Origin of the sequence: Amycolatopsis keratiniphila (genome assembly GCF_000400635.2) — a bacterium.
Classification (GTDB): Bacteria; Actinomycetota; Actinomycetes; order Mycobacteriales; family Pseudonocardiaceae; genus Amycolatopsis; species Amycolatopsis keratiniphila.
Window position 1 is genome coordinate 2,631,340 of record NC_021252.1, and the last position, 17,888, is coordinate 2,649,227.

Consider the following 17,888-nt stretch of genomic DNA (forward strand, 5'->3'; position numbering starts at 1 on the left):
AACGACCCAAACACTCACGAGGCGACACCTGCGACCGAACCGCCGCTCCCCGTAGCCGACCGGGAGCGAAGGCTCCTTTCGCCGCATCAGACTCGGCGAAGGGAGCCTTCAGCCCACACAACTCCGCTGGTGCCTACTGGCGCAGGTTGGATCGGCCGCAGCCGCGCTCCGCGTAGGTACTTAAGACACCCTTGGCTCTAACCGCCCTTACCACTCACGAGGTTTCAGACGTTCTTGTCCAGCAGCAGGTGCACCGACAGCTCCAGCCGGTTCGCGACGTCGGCCGCCGACGCGCGCCGCGTCACCCAGGCGACCAGGTTCGCCATCCAGACGTCGGCGATGACGTGGAAGATGTCGCGATCGGCCTCGGTCGGGTCCTCGATGCCCATGGCCTTGGCGAACATGTTCTCCATGAGCCGTCCGACCTGTTCGACCTCGGCGGCCGCGGTCGTGTCGGCGAACATGAACGCGCGGACCATCGCCTCGGTCAGGTGCGGATCCCGCTGCATCAGCCGGGTGTTGCGGCCGAGGACGAACATCAGCCGCTCGCTCGGCGTGTCGCCGGGGATGGCGGCGCGGTCGAGTTTCTCCTGCGCGCGCTCGAATTCCCTGGCCAGCCCGGAAACCAGCAGGTGGATCTTCGAGGGGAAGTAGCGGTACAGCGTGCCGAGCGCGACGTCCGCCTTCTCGGCGACCGCCCGCATCTGGACGGCGTCGTACCCGCCCTTCGCGGCGAGCGTCAGGGTCGCGTCGATGATGCGGCGCCGCCGGTCGCGCTGGGCCGCGGAGCCGAGTTCCTCGCCGCCCAGCGCGGAGAGACCGTTGCCGCTTCGCGCTTTCGCGCTCGTGGGTGCCTTGGCCTTCCCTGGCATCGCCACGTCCCCCTTCGTCGGAACTTGTTCCACTTTCCTCACGTAGCGTACCTAAGCGGACGAACTGTTCAAGACGAGACCCACTGGGCAAGAAACTATAACACGTTCTACACTCGCGGGTAGGTCCGGCGAGGAGGTCTCACCCGTGTCGATCGCGCTCACCGAAGAACAGGCGGCCCTGGCCGCGTCGATCCGCGCCTGGGCGGCCTCCGCCCGTCCCGTCGACGCCGTCCGAAGTGGCCGGATCGCCGAAGTTCCGCCAGGGCTGGCGGAACTCGGGCTGTTCGGTGTGGCGATCCCCGAAGACGTCGGCGGCGCCGGCGGCACGCTCGCCGATCTGGCCGCCGGGCTCGCCGAAGCAGCCGAAGCGCTCGTACCCGGCCCTGTCCTCGGGACAGTGCTGGGCGGGGCGTTGCTCGCGACGGTTCCCCAGACCGCCAAGGAGATCCTGCCCGGTCTCGCCGACGGGACCGAGCGGCTGGCGGTGGTGCTGGGCGGCGGTTTCCGCGTCGAGGATTCGGTCGTCGACGGTGAATCGGGACCGGCGCTCGATGTTCACCTGTCGGCGTGGACGCTCGTCTCCGACGGCGCCGTCTCCGCGCTCATCCCGCCTAGAGCGTCCGGAATGGACATTCAGCAGGAGGAGCCGTTCGACCTGTCACGGCCGGTCGGCCGGGTACGGTGCGAGAAGGTGCGGTCCGAAGCGGTTTTCGAGGCGCTGCCGGTGGATGCCTACGCCGCCACGCTCGGTGCCGCCGAAGCCGCGGGGATCGCCCGATGGTGTCTTCGGACCGCTGTCGAGTATGCGAAGGTCCGGGAGCAGTTCGGCCGGCCCATCGGGTCGTTCCAGGCGATCAAGCATCTGTGCGCGGAAATGCTGTGCCGGGCCGAAGCCACCGACGCGCTCGCGTGGGACGCGGCGAGGGCGGCCGAAGACCCCGCGCAGCACGCCCTCGCGGCCGCGACGGCGGCGGCGTACGCGCTCGACGCGGCCGTGGCCAACGCGAAGGACTGTATCCAGGTCCTCGGCGGCATCGGATTCACCTGGGAGCATGACGCGCACTTCTACCTGCGCCGCGCTGTAGCCCTGCGGCAGTGGCTCGGCGGTTCCACCCGCTGGCGCCGGCGCGCGGCCGAACTCGCGCTGCGCGGCGACCGCCGGACGTTGCGCGTCGACGTCGGCGAGGACGCCGAACTCCGTGACCTGGTCGGCGGAATCGCCGCCCTGCCCGAGCCGGAACGGCGGGTCGCGCTGGCCGATTCGGGGCTGCTGGCCCCACATTGGCCTGCTCCGTACGGCAGGGGCGCGACGGCCGCCGAGCAACTGCGGATCGACGCCGCGCTCGACGGTGCGGGGGTCCGCCGCCCGGATCTGGTCATCGGCGGCTGGGCCGTGCCGACGTTACTGGAACACGGCTCCGCGGCGCAGCGCGAACGGTTCGCCGTACCCACTTTGCGCGGCGAGATCACCTGGTGCCAGCTGTTCAGCGAGCCGGGGGCGGGTTCGGATCTCGCGTCGCTGCGGACGACGGCTCGGCGCGCCGACGGCGGATGGCTGCTCAACGGCCAGAAGGTGTGGACCTCGCTCGCGCGCGAAGCCGACTGGGCGATCTGCCTGGCGCGCACCGATCCGGACGCGCCGAAACACAAGGGGATCACCTACTTCCTGGTCGACATGACCGCCGACGGGATCAGCACGCGGCCCCTGCGCGAGATCACCGGCGACGCCGTCTTCAACGAGGTGTTCCTCGACGACGTGTTCGTCCCGGACGAGATGGTGGTCGGGGAGGTCGACGGCGGCTGGCGGCTCGCGCGGACGACGCTGGCGAACGAACGTGTAGCGCTCGGGAGCGGCTCGGCGGTGGGGGAGGGCGTCGAGAACCTGCTCGCCACCCTGGGCGACGGCGCAGACCTGGAGGAACTCGGCGCGTTGATCGCGGACGGGAGCGCGTGTTCGGTGCTGGACCTGCGGGCGACGCTGCGGCGGCTCGACGGGCAGGACCCCGGCGCCGAGTCGAGTGTGCGCAAACTGCTGGGCGTACGGCATCGGCAGGCGGTGGCGGAGTTCGCGCTGGAGTCGCTCGGTGAGCGCGCCCTCGTGGACGGCGACCCGGCGCAGCACGAATTCCTGCTGACCCGGTGCCTCAGTATCGCGGGAGGGACGACCCAGGTGCTGCTGTCGCTGACGGCGGAGCGGTTGCTGGGGCTGCCGCGGTCCTGAAAGTCCCTGTCACGCCGGTTCCGAGTGTCATGAAAGGGCCGTTCAGGACGTTTTGTGTCCTGAACGACCCTTTCATGACACCGCCGCCCGAGGGATGTCGGTCCGGTGCTCTAGCGTGCGGGTCGTGGAGTTCGGCACAGGAACCCAAGCCACCTTCGTCCCCTCGGATCCCCCGCGGGACGGAGTGCTGGCGCTATGGGGAGACGGCGTAGCGGGTGACACCGCGATCGAACTCGTGCTGCCGGCGGGCAAGGTCTTCCGGCGCACGAAGGTCGACGCGGCGCTCGTCCCGTTGTCACGCGCGATTCCGCGGCTGCTCACCGCGGAGGGCGAGCTGAGCCCGGCCATCGCCGCGTGGTCGGCCGTCGCCGAGGCCGGGGTGAACCTCATCGCCCGCGGCAGGCTGCTGCCCGCGGCCTCACCCGGTGGGGTGGATTCGTGGCGGGTCGGCCCGCTCGACGTCGCCGACGAGGAGATGCTGCGCGGGCTCGCCGCCGCGCTGCCACCCGAGGCGCACGCGCTGCCGTTGTCCGGGCTGAAACGGATCCGGCTGCATTCGCCGGAGTCATTGATCCGCGCGCTGTGGGACGCGACGGCGGACGTGCTGGTCCGCACGCCCGCCGCGAGTGTCGCGGCGGGTGGTCCGGCGTTCGCGGCCGCCCAGCCGACGCTGGTCGGGCCGGACGGTGCCGCGTGGCTGGCGGAACTGAGCGCCCGGCAGGCCCAGGGCGCGCATCTCGTCCTGCGCATGGAGGTCCACGAACCCGAAGATCCCGAAGACGATCCCACGTTCGAGGCCGTCCTCGCCGTGCGGAGCGCCGCCGACCCGAGCCTGATCGTCGAGGCGGCGACACTGTGGGACGCGCCGGAGGCGGTGCTGGAACGCATGGGTGAGCAGGTGGAGACGCAGCTGCTGCTCGGCCTGCGCCGGGGAGCCAGGGCGTGGGCGCCGCTCGGCCGCATGCTCCAGTCCGCCGCGCCGACCGGGCTGGCGCTGGACTACGACGAGGTCGTCGACCTGCTGACCCACGGGGACGCGGCGCTGGGCGGAGCCGGCATCGAGGTGCAGTGGCCGAAAGACCTCTTCGCGGGCGAGCTCAAGGCGAAGGCGAGCGCGACGCAGGCCCCGGGCAGCGTCACCGGGCCCGAGTTCACGCTCAAGAGCCTGCTGCGGTTCCGCTGGCGGATGAGTCTCGGCGACGAGGACCTCACCGACGCCGAGGTCACCGCGCTCGCGGAGGCGAAGCGGCCGCTGGTGCGGCTGCGGGGCAAATGGGTCAAGGTCGACGCGCGCCTGATCGCCAAGGTGCGCGCCCACCGGGCTAAGAAGCTGTCCGGAGCCGAGGCGCTGGCCGCGGCGCTCACCGGCGAACTGGAGCTGGACGGGGAAAAGGTCGAGTTCACCGCCCCGTCGGCGTTGACGGGGCTGCTCCAGCGGATCCGCGACAGCGCGGCGGAACCGATCGAGCAGCCCGCGGAACTGAAGGCCACCCTGCGGCCGTATCAGAAGGCCGGGCTCGCCTGGCTGGCGACGATGACCGGGCTCGGTCTCGGCGCCTGCCTCGCCGACGACATGGGGCTCGGCAAGACGATCCAGCTCATTTCCCTGCACCTGCACCGCCGCCCGCGCGGCGAGGGGCCGACGCTCGTCCTGTGCCCGACGTCGTTGCTGGGCAACTGGGAACGGGAGTTCGCCCGGTTCGCGCCGGACATCCCGGTGCGCCGGTTCCACGGTGGCGGACGGCATCTCGACGAGGTCGCGCCGGACGAGGTCGTGCTCGCCACGTACGGTGTGCTCCGCCGCGATCGCGAGGCACTGTCCGAAGTGGACTGGGGGATGATCGCGGCCGACGAGGCACAGCACGTCAAGAACCCGCTTTCGGTCACCGCCAAGGAGTTGCGGAAGATCCCGGCCGCCGCGAAGGTCGCGCTGACCGGGACGCCGATGGAGAACCGGCTCACCGAACTGTGGTCCATCATCGACTGGACGACGCCGGGCCTGCTCGGTTCGCTCGACGGGTTCCGCCGCAAGGTCGCGCGCCCGATCGAGCGGGACCGGGACACCGCGGCGACCGAACGGCTCGCCGCGACCGTCCGGCCGTTCCTGTTGCGCCGCAAGAAGACCGACCCGGACATCGCGCCCGAGCTCCCGCGCAAGACCGAGACCGACCGGTTCGTCCCGCTCACCGCCGAGCAGACGACGCTGTACGAGGCCGTGGTCCGGGAGAACCTCGCGATGATCCGCGAGCTGGACGGGGTGGCCCGGCGCGGGCAGGTGCTGAAACTGCTCACCGAGCTCAAGCAGATCTGCAACCATCCGGCGCAGTACCTCAAGGAACCCGGCGTGCTGCACGGCCGGTCCGGCAAACTCGCCGCGTTCGAGGAACTGCTCGACGTCATCCTCGACGAGGGCGACAGCGTGCTCGTGTTCAGCCAGTACGTCCAGCTGTGCCGCCTGCTGGAGAAACGCCTGGCCGAACGCGGGCTGCCGACGATGCTGCTGTCCGGGGCGAGCACACCCAAGGTCCGGGAGGACATGGTCGCCCGGTTCCAGGCCGGTGAGGTCCCGGTGTTCCTGCTCTCGCTCAAGGCGGGCGGGGTCGGGCTCAACCTGACCAAGGCCACCCATGTGATCCACTACGACCGCTGGTGGAACCCGGCCGTCGAGGACCAGGCCACCGACCGCGCGTACCGGATCGGGCAGGACCGGCCGGTCCAGGTGCACCGGCTGATCGCCGAAGGCACGCTCGAGGAGCGCATCGCCAAGGTCCTCGAGACCAAACGCGGCCTGGCCGACGCGGTCATCGGCGCGGGCGAGGACTGGATCACCGAGCTCTCCGACGACGAACTGGCCGACCTGGTCCGGCTCGGGGGGACGTGATGCCCGGCGCGACAGGGCGGAAACGGCGCACCTTCGGCAACACGTGGTGGGGCAAGGCGTGGGTCGAGGCGCTGGAGGAACGCGCCAAGCTCGATCCGAACCGATTGCCGCGAGGGCGGACATACGCGCGCAAAGGCACCGTCAGCAAGCTCGCGGTCGGCGCGGGCGAGGTGACGGCCTGGGTGCAGGGCAGCCGGGCGGTGCCGTACCGGGTGACCATCCACATGCGGGCGTTCACCGAGCCGCAGTGGGAGAGCCTGCTCGGTATGGTCGGCTCGCGGCTCGGGCACGTCGCCGCCCTCCTCGACGGCGAACTGCCCGGCGAGCTGGCCGAGGACGCGCGGGCCACCGGCGCGGACCTGCTGCCCGGCCCCGGCGATCTGCGCCCGAAGTGCTCCTGTCCGGACAGCGCGAACCCGTGCAAACACGTCGCGGCGGTGTACTACCTGGTCGCGGACGAGGTCGACGCCGATCCGTTCGTGCTGTTCCTGCTGCGCGGCAGGCCGAGGGAGGCCGTGCTCGCCGAACTGCGGTCTCGCCGCGCGCCCGCGAGCGAGCAGGGCAAGCGGGTGCGCGCCCCCGCGGCGCCCGGGGTGGACCCGAAACGCGCGTACACCCGGCGAATCGCCTCGCTGCCGCCGCGTCCGGCCGTCCCGAGCACGGTCGGGCCGCCCGCGGTCCTCGACGTCGACCCGCCGCACCGCACCGGCTGGAGCGGGGAGATGTTCGTCGAGCTGGCCGCCGACGCCGCCGCGAGGGCCTGGGAGCTGCTGGTGATGGGGCCCGAGCGTGAAGCGGAGCTGTCGTTCGAGGAGGACCTCGCCCGTCGCGCGGCGGCGAGCGATCCGCACGTGCTCGTCGAGCTCGCCGAAGCAGCCGGCGTGGCGGTGCGGGATCTTGCCCTGTGGGCGCAGGCCTGGCGTGAGGCCGGCAGGGGCGGGATGGCAGTGGTCCGGGAGGCGTGGCGTCCCACGCAGGCGCCGCTCGCCCAGGCCAAGGCGGACCTCGCCGAGTCGGGGTTGCCGGGAGAGCCCAAGACCTGGCGGAACCGGATCACCCAGGGCGATCTGCAACTGCGCTACGGCCGTGACGAACGGTGGTACCGCTTCGTGCGCGACGGCGAAGGCTGGCGGGTCGACGGCCCGTCCTCCGCCCGGCCGATGGACGTGATCTACCCGCCCTAACACTCACGACCACTGTTCCGAGCCGGTGGTTTCGCGTGATTGACCGGACGGCACCTGTGATCCGACGGACGACACATGTGATCAGATGGACGACACGCCTGCGGCGGAGCCTTCGCCGCGAGTCGTCCGGCCAGACACGTGTGTCGTCCGTCTGATCACGTGTGTCGTCCAGCCAGTCACGAGACGCGCCACACCACGCCGTTGGCACGCTCGCTCGCCCCCGCTGTCCCTCAAGGAGGCCTTCACGGACCGGGACCAAGGTCGGACGCCGCTCACGCGGAGCTGGAGCGGCGCCGCCAGGTGCGGTAGCTCCACTCCAGGAACCGTTCCACCCCGCGCACCACGTGGGCGCTGCGGATCGAGGGGAAGACGTCGAAGGCGTGCTGCGCGCCGGAGATCTCCGCGTACGCGACCTCGCGCTGGGACTTGTCCCGCAGACGCCGCACGAATTCGCGCGCCTCGCCCACCGGCACCAGCGAGTCGTGGACGCCGTGGATGACGAAGAACGGCGGCGCGTCCTCGGTGATCCGGTCGAGCGGGGAGGCCGCGATGTAGTCGTCGAGAAAGTTCACTGGATCCCGGTCCGCCTCGAAGACGTGCCGGGCGATGAGCGTCTTCAGCCGGGTCTGGCTGGAGCGCCGCCCGCTGGTCGCGGCGAAGTCGTACACGCCGTAGTGCGGGGCGCACGCCTGGATGCTCGTGTCGGCTTCGGTGAAGCCGGGCTGCAGCGCCGGGTCGTTGGCGGTCAGCGCCAGCAGCGCGGCGAGATGCCCGCCCGCGGATCCGCCGGTGACGGCGACGAAGGACGGGTCGCCGCCGTAGGTCTCCGCGTTGTCCCGGATCCAGGCCAGCGCGCGTTTCGCGGCGACGATGTGCGCGGGCCAGCGGGCGGCGGGGGAGAGCGGGTAGTTGATCGCGACGCAGATCCAGCCGCGTTTGGCCATGTGCAGCATCAGCGGCAGGCCCTGCTGGTCCTTGTTGCCGATCACCCAGGCGCCGCCGTGCACCTGGAGCAGGATCGGCGCGCCGGTGACCGGTTCCCGCGGGGCGTAGATGTCGAGCAGGAACCGTTTCCCGCCGGGCGCGTAGGCGACGTTGCGGGTCCGCCGGACCTCGGGGTCGCGCATGCGGAACGGCAGGGCCAGCTGGCCCCACGGCGTCGCGAGGTCGGTCGGGCTCGGCGGGTGCTCGAGTTCGTCGGTGTACGCCTCGCCGATGCCTTCGGTCAGCGCCGTCTCGATCTCGTCGCGGGCCCGCTGGGACTGCGCGATCAGCGTGCCGAGCCCGGCCGCCGACGCCGCCGCGAGGGCGAGCCCCGTCTTGCTCGACGCGCCGCGGTGCCGGGCGACGTGCGCCGCCGCGTCGGCCGCGGTGAGCGCGAGCAGATGCGGGGCGAGCTCCCCGGTGAGCCAGCCCGCGAAGAACGCCGGGACCGCCGTCCGGGCGCCTCGCGGCGGCTTCAGCGCGTTCGCGGTGAGCGCGAGCTGGAGTGCCTGGCGGAGGACGAAACTCGGCTGCATGGCGACCGATCCTACCGCCGGGTGACCGCCTAGAACGGGTTGCAAAGTTCACTTAAGGTGATTCTCATGCAGAGATTGAGCGGTCTGGACGCGAGTTTTCTGTACCTGGAGACACCGGCCCAGGTACTGCACGTGTGCGGGCTGCTCACCTTGGACGGTTCGACCATGCCCGGCGGCTACGATTTCGAGCGCTTCAAGGAGAAACTGGCCGAACGGGTCGAGCTGATCCCGGCGTTCCGGCGCAAGCTGCACAATCCACTCTGGAATCTGGCGCATCCGGTCTGGGTGGAGGACGACGACTTCGACCTCGAAGCCCACGTGCACCGCATCGGCGTACCCGCGCCCGGCGACCGGCGGGAACTGGCCGAGCTCTGCGCCCACATCGCGGGACAACGGCTGGACCGCGCGCAGCCGCTCTGGCAGTTGTACGTCATCGAAGGCCTGGCGGACGGCGGGATCGCGGTCCTGCTGAAGATGCACCACGCCAGCGTCGACGGGGTCGGCGGCGCCAGCCTGATCGCCTCCCTCGCCGGGCTCGAACCGGACGCCCCGCCGCCGGAGATCGCGCGGGACGAACGCCGCAACGCGGACGTTCCCGGCAGGCGCGCGCTGTTCGGCGCCGGGCTGACGTCGTTCGCGAAACGTCCGGTCGAGGTGGCGAAACTGCTCCCCGGCCTGCTCGAACTCGTGCCGAGATGGCTGGGCAAAGCGTTGCAGGGCAAGGGAATGCCGGTCCCGTTCACCGCGCCGCGGACGTCGTTCAACGGGACGATCACCGCGCACCGCAGCGTCGCCTACGCCTCGCTCGACCTCGAAGACGTCAAACGGGTCAAGAACGCCTTCGGGGTGACCGTCAACGACGTCGTCCTCGCCGTGGTCGCCGGTGCCCTGCGGCAGTTCCTGCGGGATCGCGGTGAACTGCCGGAGGATCCGCTGGTGGCGACCGTTCCGGTGTCGGTACACGGACGCACCGAGCGCGAGCACGGGATCAACAAGGTCTCGGCGTTCTTCGCGTCGCTGCCCACCCATCTGGAGGATCCCGCCGCGCGCGTGTTCATGCTCGCGGAGTCGAACCGGCTGTCCAAGGACCATCACCACGACATCGACGCGGACATGCTCCAGGACTGGGCGCAGTTCTCGGCGGCGACCATGTTCGGGCTCGCGGTCCGCGCGTATTCCGCACTGCGGCTGGCCGAACGGCATCCGGTGGTGCACAACCTGGTGGTCTCCAACGTGCCGGGGCCGCCGATGCCGCTGTACCTGCTGGGCTGCCGGATCACCGGGCTGTACCCGCTCGGGCCGGTGTTCCACGGCGCCGGGCTCAACATCACCGTGCTGTCCAACGCGGGCAGGGTCGACGTCGGACTGCTCGGCGCCCGCGAGCTCACCGGTGACCTGTGGCCGCTCGCCGACCACTTCGCCGACGCGCTCGCGGAGTTGCTCGAGGCCACCTCCTAGATCCTCCCCCTTGCCGTCGCGGCTCCTTCCGGTTAAGACTAGAACAGGTTTCAATATTGTGCCCGTTCGCCCCGGTGAGGAGCCAGTGTGGACTTCCAGTTCGACGAGACGCAGACCGAGGTCACCGCGCTGGCCGCGCGTGTGCTCGGCAAGGAGCGTGAGCCCGCGGACACGTGGCGCGCGCTGGCCGACGCCGGTTTGCTCGCCCTGGCGCTGCCCGCCGAACTCGGCGGCGACGGCCTCGGTGTCGCCGAAGTCGCCCTGGTGCTGACCGAACTCGGCCGCGTCGCCTCGACGGCGCCCGCGCTGGCGTCGCTGGCCTTCGGTGTCCTGCCGGTCACCGCGCTCGGCGGGCCGGATCAGCGGTCGGCGCTGCTCCCGCCGGTCGCCGCGGGCGAATCCGTGCTCACCGCCGCGCTGCACGAACCGTCCGCGCCGTTCACCACCCGGCCCGCGACCGCCGCGGAATCGGCCGGGGACTGGCGCCTGAGCGGGGTCAAGGTCGGTGTGCCGTTCGCGGCGGAGGCGAACCGGATCCTGACGCCCGCTTCGCTGCCCGGCGGCACCGGCGTCTTCCTCGTCGATCCGCGCGCGGACGGCGTGACCCTGACGCCGACGAGAACCTCTTCCGGCACACCGGACTACACGATGACGCTGGACTCGGTGACCGTCACCGACGCCGACCTCCTCAACGGGCACGGCCCCGGCGAGTCGATCGCGACGCTGCACCGGTTCGCGCTCGCGGGTGCCGTGGCGTTCGGCGACGGGCTGCTCGCCGGCGCGCTCGCGCTGACCACGGAACACGTCGGCGAACGGGAACAGTTCGGGCGCCCCTTGGCGGCGTTCCAGGCGGTGGCACAACAGATCGCGGACGTCTACGTCGCTTCGAGGACGGTCCAGCTGGCCGCGCGGTCGGCGGTCTGGCGGCTCGCGGCGGGGCTCGACGCCGACACGGAACTCGACATCGCGGCCTACTGGCTGGCGGAGGAGGCGCCCGCGGCGCTGGCCGTCTGCCATCACCTGCACGGCGGGATCGGCGTGGACGAAACGTATCCACTGCACCGGTTCTCGTCGGCGGTCAAGGATCTGGGACGAACGCTCGGCGGCGCCTCGCATCGGCTGGCCGGCTTGGGCGAACTGGTGGCGGGGTGAACCGATGCTGATCGAACTGACCGCGGCGCAACACGAGTTGCGCTCCGAACTGCGCGAGTACTTCGCCGGGCTGGTGAGCGCCGACGAGCGGCGCGCGATGCTGCGAGAGCGGCACGGGCCGGTGTACCGCGAGATCGTGCGCCGGATGGGCCGTGACGGCTGGTTGGGCGTCGGCTGGCCGGAACAGTACGGCGGCCGGGGTTTCGGCGAGATCGAGCAGCACATCTTCGTCGACGAGGCCGCCCGTGCCGACGTCCAGCTGCCGTCGGTGACCCTGCAGACCGTCGGCCCCACGTTGCAGGCGTTCGGCACCGAGGAGCAGAAAGCCCTGTTCCTGCCCAAGATCCTCGCGGGCGAGGTGCATTTCGCCATCGGCTACACCGAACCCGAGGCGGGAACGGACCTGGCGGCGCTGCGCACGACGGCGGTGCGCGAAGGGGACGAGTACGTCGTCAACGGCCAGAAGATCTTCACCACCGGCGGGCACGACGCCGACTACATCTGGCTGGCCGTGCGCACCGATCCCGGCGTGCCCAGGCACAAGGGCATCTCGATCCTCATCATGGACACCCGCGATCCGGGCTATTCGTGGACGCCGATCATCACCTGCGACGGCGCCCACCACGTGAACGCCACCTACTACTCGGACGTCCGCGTGCCCGCGAACATGCTGGTGGGCAAGGAGAACGAGGGCTGGCGGTTGATCACCACGCAGCTGAACCACGAACGCGTCATGCTCGGCCCCGCCGGGCGGATCGGCGGTCTCCACGACCGCGTCCGCGAGTGGGCGGCGGCGAGGAAGACCCCGGACGGGACGCCGCTGCTCCAGCTGCCCGACGTCCGGGCCGTCCTCGCGGAAACCCTGGCGACCGCCCGGATCAACGAACTGCTCAACTGGCAGGTCGCGGCGTCGTCCGCCACCGGGCCGGTGGCGGTGGCCGACGCGTCGGCCACCAAGATCGTCGGCTCCGAGCGGATCCAGGGGCTGACCAGGAAACTGGAGGAGATCGTGGCGCGACACGGCGATCAGGCCGACGCCGGAACCGCGGAACTGGCGCAGTGGCTGGACGTGGTGGCCAAACGCAATCTGGTGCTGACCTTCGGCGGCGGCGTCAGCGAGATCCAGCGCGAGCTGATCGCGACCGCCGGGCTCGGCCTGCCGAGGGTGCCGCGATGAGCATCCGGGAAGCGGCCGAACGCATCGCCGCGCGCGGGGAATCCGCGCCGAGGGCCGCGCGTGACGCGGTCAACCAGGCGATGGTGAACAACTGGGTCGAAGCCATCGGCGACCGCAATCCGGTGTACGTCGACGAGGAGTTCGCCGCCACGAGTGTCCATAAGGGACTCGTCGCGCCGCCCGCGATGGCGCAGGTGTGGACGATGGGCGGGCTGCACTGGACGAGGGCGTCGGACGATCCGCTCGGCGCGATGATGGAGGTGCTCGACGAGGCCGGGTTCACCTCGGTGGTCGCGACGAACTCCGAACAGAACTACTTCCGGTATCTGCGCCACGGCGAACGCGTCGCCGCGACCGCGAAACTCGAAAGCGTCGTCGGGCCCAAACCCACCGCGCTGGGCGAAGGCTGGTTCGTGACGACGAAGACCACCTGGTACGTCGGCGACGAGGCCGTGGCGGACATGGTGTTCCGGGTACTGAAATTCCGTCCGCCGGGCGCGGAGCCCGCCAAGGCGGCCGCGCCCGTGCTGCGGCCGGTGATCAGCAAGGACACCGAGTTCTTCTGGGCGGGACTGCGGGAAGGGGAACTGCGGATCCAGCGGTGGGGCGAGACCCTGCGGCATCCGCCCGGGCCCATGCCGCCGGACGGTGATTTCGACGCCAAGCCGGACTACGTCGTCGCGTGCGGACGCGGCACGGTCTACAGCTACGTGGTGCACCACCATCCGAAGGTCCCCGGCAAGGATCTGCCGTTCGTGGTCGCGCTCGTCGAGCTGGAGGAGGGTGTCCGGGTGATGGGCGAGCTGCTCGACGCCGATCCCGAGACCGTCCACATCGGACTCCCGGTGGAAGCGGCCTTCGTGAAGATCGACGAGGAACTGACGTTGCCCGCTTGGAGGGTCGCGCGATGAAGGACTGTTCGGTCGGCACCGAGCTGCCTCCGCTGACGATCGAGGCCACCCCGACCTTCGTGGTGAGCACCGCGCTGGCGACGCGGGACTTCCAGGACGTCCACCACGATCGCGACGCCGCCGTCCAGCGCGGTTCGAAGGACATCTTCCTCAACATCCTCACCGACACCGGCCTGGTGCAACGGTTCGTGACCGACTGGGCGGGCCCGGAGGTGTTCGTGCGGTCGATCAAGATCCGGCTCGGCGTACCTTGCTACGCCTACGACACGCTGACCTTCACCGGCCGGGTCACCGAACGGGACGGCGACGACGTCGTGATCGCGGTGTCCGGTGTGGACAGTTTGGGTGAACATGTGGTGGGCACCGTGGCGATCACGCTGGGAGGCGAGTGATGACCCTCTCCGGACGGGCGGCCATCGCCGGGATCGGTGCGACGGAGTTCTCGAAGGACTCCGGGCGCAGTGAGCTGAGGCTGGCGGCGGAAGCGGTTTCGAGTGCGCTGAAGGACGCCGGGCTCACTCCGTCCGATGTGGACGGTCTGGTGTCGTTCACCATGGACGGCAACAGCGAGATCGCCGTCGCCCGGGAACTCGGCATCCCCGAGCTCAAGTTCTTCAGCCGGATCCACTACGGCGGCGGGGCCGCGGCCGCGACCGTGCAGCAGGCCGCGATGGCCGTCGCGACCGGGGTCGCGGACGTCGTCGTCGCGTACCGGGCCTTCAACGAACGGTCCGGGATGCGGTTCGGGCAGGTGTCCTCGGCCGCGGCGGGGCAGGTGAACTCGTCCGGCGTCGACAACGCGTTCCACTACCCGATGGGCATCGCGACGCCTGCCGCGACCGTCGCCATGCTCGCCCGGCGCTACATGCACGAGTACGGCGCGACGAGCGAGGACTTCGGCCGGGTGGCCGTCGTCGACCGCGCCCGCGCGGCGACCAACCCGAAGGCGTGGTTCTACGGCAAGCCGATCACGCTCGAAGAACATCAGGCCTCCCGCTGGGTCGCCGAACCGCTGCACCTGCTGGACTGCTGCCAGGAGAGCGACGGCGGGGTCGCCCTGGTGATCGTCGGCGCCGAGCGGGCGCGTGACCTGCCGCACCGGCCCGCCGTGATCGCGGCGGCCGCGCAGGGGAGCGGGCCGGATCAGTACGTGATGACCAGCTACTACCGCGACGATCTGCCGGCGCTGCCCGAAATGGGTGTCGTCGGACGGCAGTTGTGGGAGCAGTCCGGGCTGGGCCCCGGCGACATGGACCTCGCGGTGCTGTACGACCACTTCACCCCGTATGTCCTGATGCAGCTGGAAGAACTCGGCTTCTGCGGGAAGGGCGAGGCCAAGGACTTCATCGGTGGCGGCACCCTGGAACTGGACGGGAAGCTCCCGCTCAACCCGCACGGCGGGCAGCTGGGGGAGGCCTACATCCACGGGATGAACGGGATCGCCGAAGGTGTCCGGCAGCTCCGGGGCGACGCCGTCAACCAGGTGGACGGGGCCGCGCGTGTGCTGGTGACCGCCGGCACCGGCGTACCTACGAGCGGACTGGTCCTGACCGCGGGCTGAGATCACCTCAATGCCCGATGGTGTACTAGAGCGGTACCTGCCACGGTGAAGGGGTTACCGGCCGGGAGGTGCCATGTCTGGACCAATCGTCGTCGCGTGGACCCCGACCGCGGTGTTCGCCGCGCTCGTGCTGCCCTGCGTGCTGAGACTCGTCCGGCTGGACTACCGCAGGCAGGGCGCGGCGGTCCGCAACGGCGACCTGGCCGAACTGCTGCTCGTCGTCGCCATGGTCGCGATGCTGTCCCCGGTCGGCGGCCCGATCCCGGCGGCGGGCTGGCAGGCGGTGCTGGCGCTGACCGCGGGCTGGTTCGCCGTCTCGTGGTGGAAGGGGCGGCGCTCCGGGCACACGTCGTGCGGGCATCACGCGGTCTCCGCCGTCGCGATGCTGTTCATGGTGACCTTCATGCCGCACAGCGACGTGACCCACGGGCCGTGGCTGGTGATGTCCGGCCCCGGCGGCACTTCCGCGCTGTGGCTTTCGCTGATCTTCGGCGCAGTCGCCGCGTATTTCGCGGCGGACGCCGTACGCGCCGGGGTGCTGGCGGCGCGGGGCGCCTCGGCCTCCGGTCAGACGTCGCGGCGGGTGTGCCGGGTGATCATGGGGCTCGGCATGGGCTACATGCTGCTGGGCGCGGCGGTCTAGGGGCCGAAGGGGACTTTCCCCTCATCTCATGCGGTGAAGGGAGCTTTCACCGCGTCTTACGCGGGGAAGGTCCCCTTCAGCTCAGTCTCGGGGGACGCGCCGCACGACACCGGCCTCCGCGGCACCCGCGTCCGGCAAGCCGTCGGCCGGGTTTTCCGCGGCCCACTTGCGGGCGTCGGCGATGTCCTTGTTGAGCGCGACGATCAGCGCCTCCGAAGACGGGTACGCCTCCTGCTCGCGCAGGTGGTGGCCCAGCCACACGGTCAGCACCTCGCCGTAGAGGTCGCCGCTGAAGTCCAGCAGATGCGCCTCGACGAGCCGGTAGCCGTCCGCGCCGTAGTAGGTCGGGCGCCTGCCGACCGAGACCGCGGCCGCGATCCGGGTCCCGTCGGCGCGTTCGGCCCAGCCCGCCCACACTCCGTCGCCGACCTGGCCGTCTTGGTCGCGCAGCGCGATGTTGGCGGTGGGGAAGCCCAGCTCCCTGCCCCGCTGGTCGCCCTTCTCCACCTGGCCACGGACCACGAAGTACTCCGTCGTCATGCCGCTCCCGTCGCTGCCGTCACGAGAGCCATGAATACCATGCCTCGCTGCCGAGGTCGACCGCCGTTCACGCCGCGAGAGTGTCCACTGTGTACTCGGTCACGTCATCACGAGCCGGTAGCCGAGGTCGAGTTCCGTCCGGCCGAGCAGCCCGACGTGGTGCCGGTGCCAGTGCCCGTCCGCGAGATCGGCGCGCAGCCGCTCGACCGCCGTCGCGACGACGTTCTGGTCCAGCAGGGCCACCCCGGACATCCCCGCGCGCACGCGCTCGGACAGATACGCCTCCGGCCTGCGCCAATACGCGCCGAGGAATCCGTCGACGCAGTCCGACGGCACCGGCAGTGGCGCCACCGTGGGCGCCGAACCCGCCTCGGTCAGTTCTTCGACGACCCGGTCGAGACAGGCCAGCCTGCTCTCGTGTTCGGCGATCTCCGGCAGGTAGTCCCGCACCAGCCAGAACCGCGCGAACACCGCCTGGTCCCAGGTCACGATCACCTGGCGGCGGGAGACGCGCCGCAACTCGGCCAGCCCGGCGGTCACGTCCGTCCAGTGGTGCACGGTGAGCACCGCCAAGGCGACGTCGAAGGCGCCGTCGGCGAAGGGCAGCCCTTCCGCGCACGCCTGGACGGCGGGCGCCGCCGTGGCGGGACGCTGCGCGATCATCCGCAGAGACGGCTCGACGGCCACCACGTCGCGGTCTTCCGGCTCGTAGGAACCGGCTCCGGCCCCGACGTTGACCACCGAGCGCGCGTCACCGAGGGCCGCGGTGATGGCGGCGGCGACGCGGGGATCCGGCCGTCTCGATCGCGCGTAGTCCCGGCCGAGTTCGGCATACGGGTCCGAGATCAAGGGGCGCACCCGGCCGAGTCTAGCCAGGAGCGCTACCTGCGGGAACGATGATTCAGTCTGTCGTGGTCAAGAAAGTGTCGGAAAGGACGGGCGCGTCGTCCCGGTCCGGCGCCGTGGTCGCGATCAGCAGCCCGGCGGGCTCGCGCCAGACGCGGGTCCGCAGCGGTTCGCCGGGGAAGACGACGCCGGCGAACTTGGCCGAGAACGACGCGACGCGGGCGGTGCCGCCGTCGAGGCACGCGTCGGTGACCGCCTTCGCGACGACGCCGTAGGTGCACAGGCCGTGCAGGATCGGCCTGTCGAACCCGGCCGCCGCGGCGAACGCGGGGTCGGCGTGCAGGGGGTTGCGGTCCCCGCAGAGCCGGTACAGCAGTGCCTGTTGCGGCAGCGTCGGGGTGTCGATGACGGCGTCCGGCTCCCGCGTCGGGGGCTCGGCCCGGTCGGACGGGCCGCGTTCGCCGCCGAAACCTCCTTCGCCACGGGCGAAGATGCTCGACCGTAGTGTCCACAGTGGAGCTCCGTCCGAGTCGGTGGCGACCGTCTCGTTCACGATCACGGCCGCCTTGCCCTTGTCGAAGACGTCGACGATCCGCGTCCGCGCCACGGCCTTCCCCGAGACCGGGATGGGCCGGTGCGCGATCACCTCCTGCTTGCCGTGCAGCACTTTCCCGAGGTCGACCTCGACGCCGGGGAACGAGACCGCGGGCGGCTCGAACACGCGCAGGTTCGCCGCGACGGTGGCGAACGTCGGCAGCACCTGGAGGCCGTCCTCGTAGGTGTAGCGCAGTTCGCGCGGGCTCATCGGGTCCGCGCCGGCGCCCAGCGCCAGGTGGTAGAGCTGCACGTCCGACGCGGTCCAGGCGAAACTCACCTCGCCGAGGTCGGCGCCGATCGCGACCGAAGGATCGATGGGCACGGG

15 protein-coding genes are annotated in these 17,888 nt (G+C 70.9%); 10 read left to right on the forward strand and 5 right to left on the reverse strand.

Features of this window, described 5'->3' with window-relative positions; translation table 11 throughout:
- Window positions 1-224: 224 nt before the first annotated feature.
- Window positions 225-872, reverse strand: a complete 648-nt coding sequence (gene kstR, locus AORI_RS53310; protein ID WP_038523880.1) for a cholesterol catabolism transcriptional regulator KstR — start codon at window positions 870-872, stop codon at window positions 225-227.
- 145 nt (window positions 873-1,017) lie between these two features.
- Here kstR and AORI_RS53315 point away from each other — a divergent pair, with 145 nt between their 5' ends.
- The 3 genes from AORI_RS53315 to AORI_RS53325 all read left to right on the forward strand — a co-directional run bounded on the left by AORI_RS53315 (window position 1,018) and on the right by AORI_RS53325 (window position 7,158).
- On the forward strand, window positions 1,018-3,093 hold the full coding sequence (locus AORI_RS53315; RefSeq protein ID WP_016332836.1) for an acyl-CoA dehydrogenase family protein: 2,076 nt from the start codon (window positions 1,018-1,020) through the stop codon (window positions 3,091-3,093).
- Between the two features lie 115 nt (window positions 3,094-3,208).
- Window positions 3,209-5,974: a DEAD/DEAH box helicase gene (locus tag AORI_RS53320; protein WP_016332837.1), complete on the forward strand. Its 2,766-nt coding sequence runs from the start codon at window positions 3,209-3,211 to the stop codon at window positions 5,972-5,974.
- On the forward strand, window positions 5,974-7,158 hold the full coding sequence (locus tag AORI_RS53325) for an SWIM zinc finger family protein (protein ID WP_016332838.1): 1,185 nt from the start codon (window positions 5,974-5,976) through the stop codon (window positions 7,156-7,158). The genes AORI_RS53320 and AORI_RS53325 overlap by 1 nt, the downstream gene beginning before the upstream one ends.
- A 272-nt stretch (window positions 7,159-7,430) precedes the next feature.
- Here AORI_RS53325 and AORI_RS53330 read toward each other — a convergent pair whose 3' ends face one another.
- The gene (locus AORI_RS53330; RefSeq protein WP_016332839.1) at window positions 7,431-8,678 is read right to left on the reverse strand and encodes an alpha/beta hydrolase; all 1,248 of its coding nucleotides are present in this window, start codon (window positions 8,676-8,678) and stop codon (window positions 7,431-7,433) included.
- A gap of 66 nt (window positions 8,679-8,744) precedes the next feature.
- Here AORI_RS53330 and AORI_RS53335 point away from each other — a divergent pair, with 66 nt between their 5' ends.
- The 7 genes from AORI_RS53335 to AORI_RS53365 all read left to right on the forward strand — a co-directional run bounded on the left by AORI_RS53335 (window position 8,745) and on the right by AORI_RS53365 (window position 15,580).
- Complete coding sequence (locus tag AORI_RS53335; protein ID WP_016332840.1) at window positions 8,745-10,136, forward strand: WS/DGAT/MGAT family O-acyltransferase; 1,392 nt, start codon at window positions 8,745-8,747, stop codon at window positions 10,134-10,136.
- Window positions 10,137-10,223: 87 nt separating this feature from the next.
- Window positions 10,224-11,288, forward strand: coding sequence for an acyl-CoA dehydrogenase family protein (locus AORI_RS53340; protein ID WP_016332841.1), 1,065 nt, complete (start codon window positions 10,224-10,226; stop codon window positions 11,286-11,288).
- A 4-nt stretch (window positions 11,289-11,292) separates the two neighbouring features.
- Window positions 11,293-12,465 carry an acyl-CoA dehydrogenase family protein gene (locus AORI_RS53345; protein ID WP_016332842.1) on the forward strand — a complete coding sequence of 391 codons (1,173 nt, stop codon included), beginning with the start codon at window positions 11,293-11,295 and terminating at the stop codon, window positions 12,463-12,465.
- A complete protein-coding gene (locus AORI_RS53350; RefSeq protein ID WP_016332843.1) occupies window positions 12,462-13,376 on the forward strand; it encodes a bifunctional MaoC family dehydratase N-terminal/OB-fold nucleic acid binding domain-containing protein in 915 nt (304 codons plus the stop codon). The genes AORI_RS53345 and AORI_RS53350 overlap by 4 nt, the downstream gene beginning before the upstream one ends.
- Window positions 13,373-13,768, forward strand: a complete 396-nt coding sequence (locus AORI_RS53355; protein WP_016332844.1) for a MaoC family dehydratase — start codon at window positions 13,373-13,375, stop codon at window positions 13,766-13,768. The genes AORI_RS53350 and AORI_RS53355 overlap by 4 nt, the downstream gene beginning before the upstream one ends.
- On the forward strand, window positions 13,768-14,937 hold the full coding sequence (locus AORI_RS53360; protein ID WP_016332845.1) for a lipid-transfer protein: 1,170 nt from the start codon (window positions 13,768-13,770) through the stop codon (window positions 14,935-14,937). The genes AORI_RS53355 and AORI_RS53360 overlap by 1 nt, the downstream gene beginning before the upstream one ends.
- Before the next feature lie 73 nt (window positions 14,938-15,010).
- Window positions 15,011-15,580: a DUF5134 domain-containing protein gene (locus AORI_RS53365; RefSeq protein ID WP_016332846.1), complete on the forward strand. Its 570-nt coding sequence runs from the start codon at window positions 15,011-15,013 to the stop codon at window positions 15,578-15,580.
- An 81-nt stretch (window positions 15,581-15,661) separates the two neighbouring features.
- Here the strand turns inward: AORI_RS53365 and AORI_RS53370 are convergent, their stop codons facing one another.
- The 3 genes from AORI_RS53370 to AORI_RS53380 all read right to left on the reverse strand — a co-directional run bounded on the left by AORI_RS53370 (window position 15,662) and on the right by AORI_RS53380 (window position 17,885).
- Window positions 15,662-16,120 (reverse strand): riboflavin kinase, encoded by a 459-nt coding sequence (locus AORI_RS53370; protein ID WP_016332847.1) that lies wholly within the window; start codon window positions 16,118-16,120, stop codon window positions 15,662-15,664.
- A gap of 99 nt (window positions 16,121-16,219) precedes the next feature.
- Window positions 16,220-16,969 (reverse strand): class I SAM-dependent methyltransferase, encoded by a 750-nt coding sequence (locus AORI_RS53375; protein WP_043848007.1) that lies wholly within the window; start codon window positions 16,967-16,969, stop codon window positions 16,220-16,222.
- 52 nt (window positions 16,970-17,021) lie between these two features.
- Entirely contained in the window at window positions 17,022-17,885 is an 864-nt protein-coding gene (locus AORI_RS53380; protein ID WP_016332849.1) for a MaoC/PaaZ C-terminal domain-containing protein, read from the reverse strand.
- Window positions 17,886-17,888 lie beyond the last annotated feature (3 nt).

Bases quoted from the DNA above. Each gene is read 5' to 3' on its own strand.
- kstR (WP_038523880.1), bottom strand. From the start codon at position 872: ATGCCAGGGAAGGCCAAGGCACCCACGAGCGCGAAAGCGCGAAGCGGC.
- AORI_RS53325 (WP_016332838.1), top strand. From the start codon at position 5,974: ATGCCCGGCGCGACAGGGCGGAAACGGCGCACCTTCGGCAACACGTGG.
- AORI_RS53330 (WP_016332839.1), bottom strand. From the start codon at position 8,678: ATGCAGCCGAGTTTCGTCCTCCGCCAGGCACTCCAGCTCGCGCTCACC.
- AORI_RS53335 (WP_016332840.1), top strand. From the start codon at position 8,745: ATGCAGAGATTGAGCGGTCTGGACGCGAGTTTTCTGTACCTGGAGACA.
- AORI_RS53345 (WP_016332842.1), top strand. From the start codon at position 11,293: ATGCTGATCGAACTGACCGCGGCGCAACACGAGTTGCGCTCCGAACTG.
- AORI_RS53350 (WP_016332843.1), top strand. From the start codon at position 12,462: ATGAGCATCCGGGAAGCGGCCGAACGCATCGCCGCGCGCGGGGAATCC.
- AORI_RS53355 (WP_016332844.1), top strand. From the start codon at position 13,373: ATGAAGGACTGTTCGGTCGGCACCGAGCTGCCTCCGCTGACGATCGAG.
- AORI_RS53360 (WP_016332845.1), top strand. From the start codon at position 13,768: ATGACCCTCTCCGGACGGGCGGCCATCGCCGGGATCGGTGCGACGGAG.
- AORI_RS53365 (WP_016332846.1), top strand. From the start codon at position 15,011: ATGTCTGGACCAATCGTCGTCGCGTGGACCCCGACCGCGGTGTTCGCC.
- AORI_RS53370 (WP_016332847.1), bottom strand. From the start codon at position 16,120: ATGACGACGGAGTACTTCGTGGTCCGTGGCCAGGTGGAGAAGGGCGAC.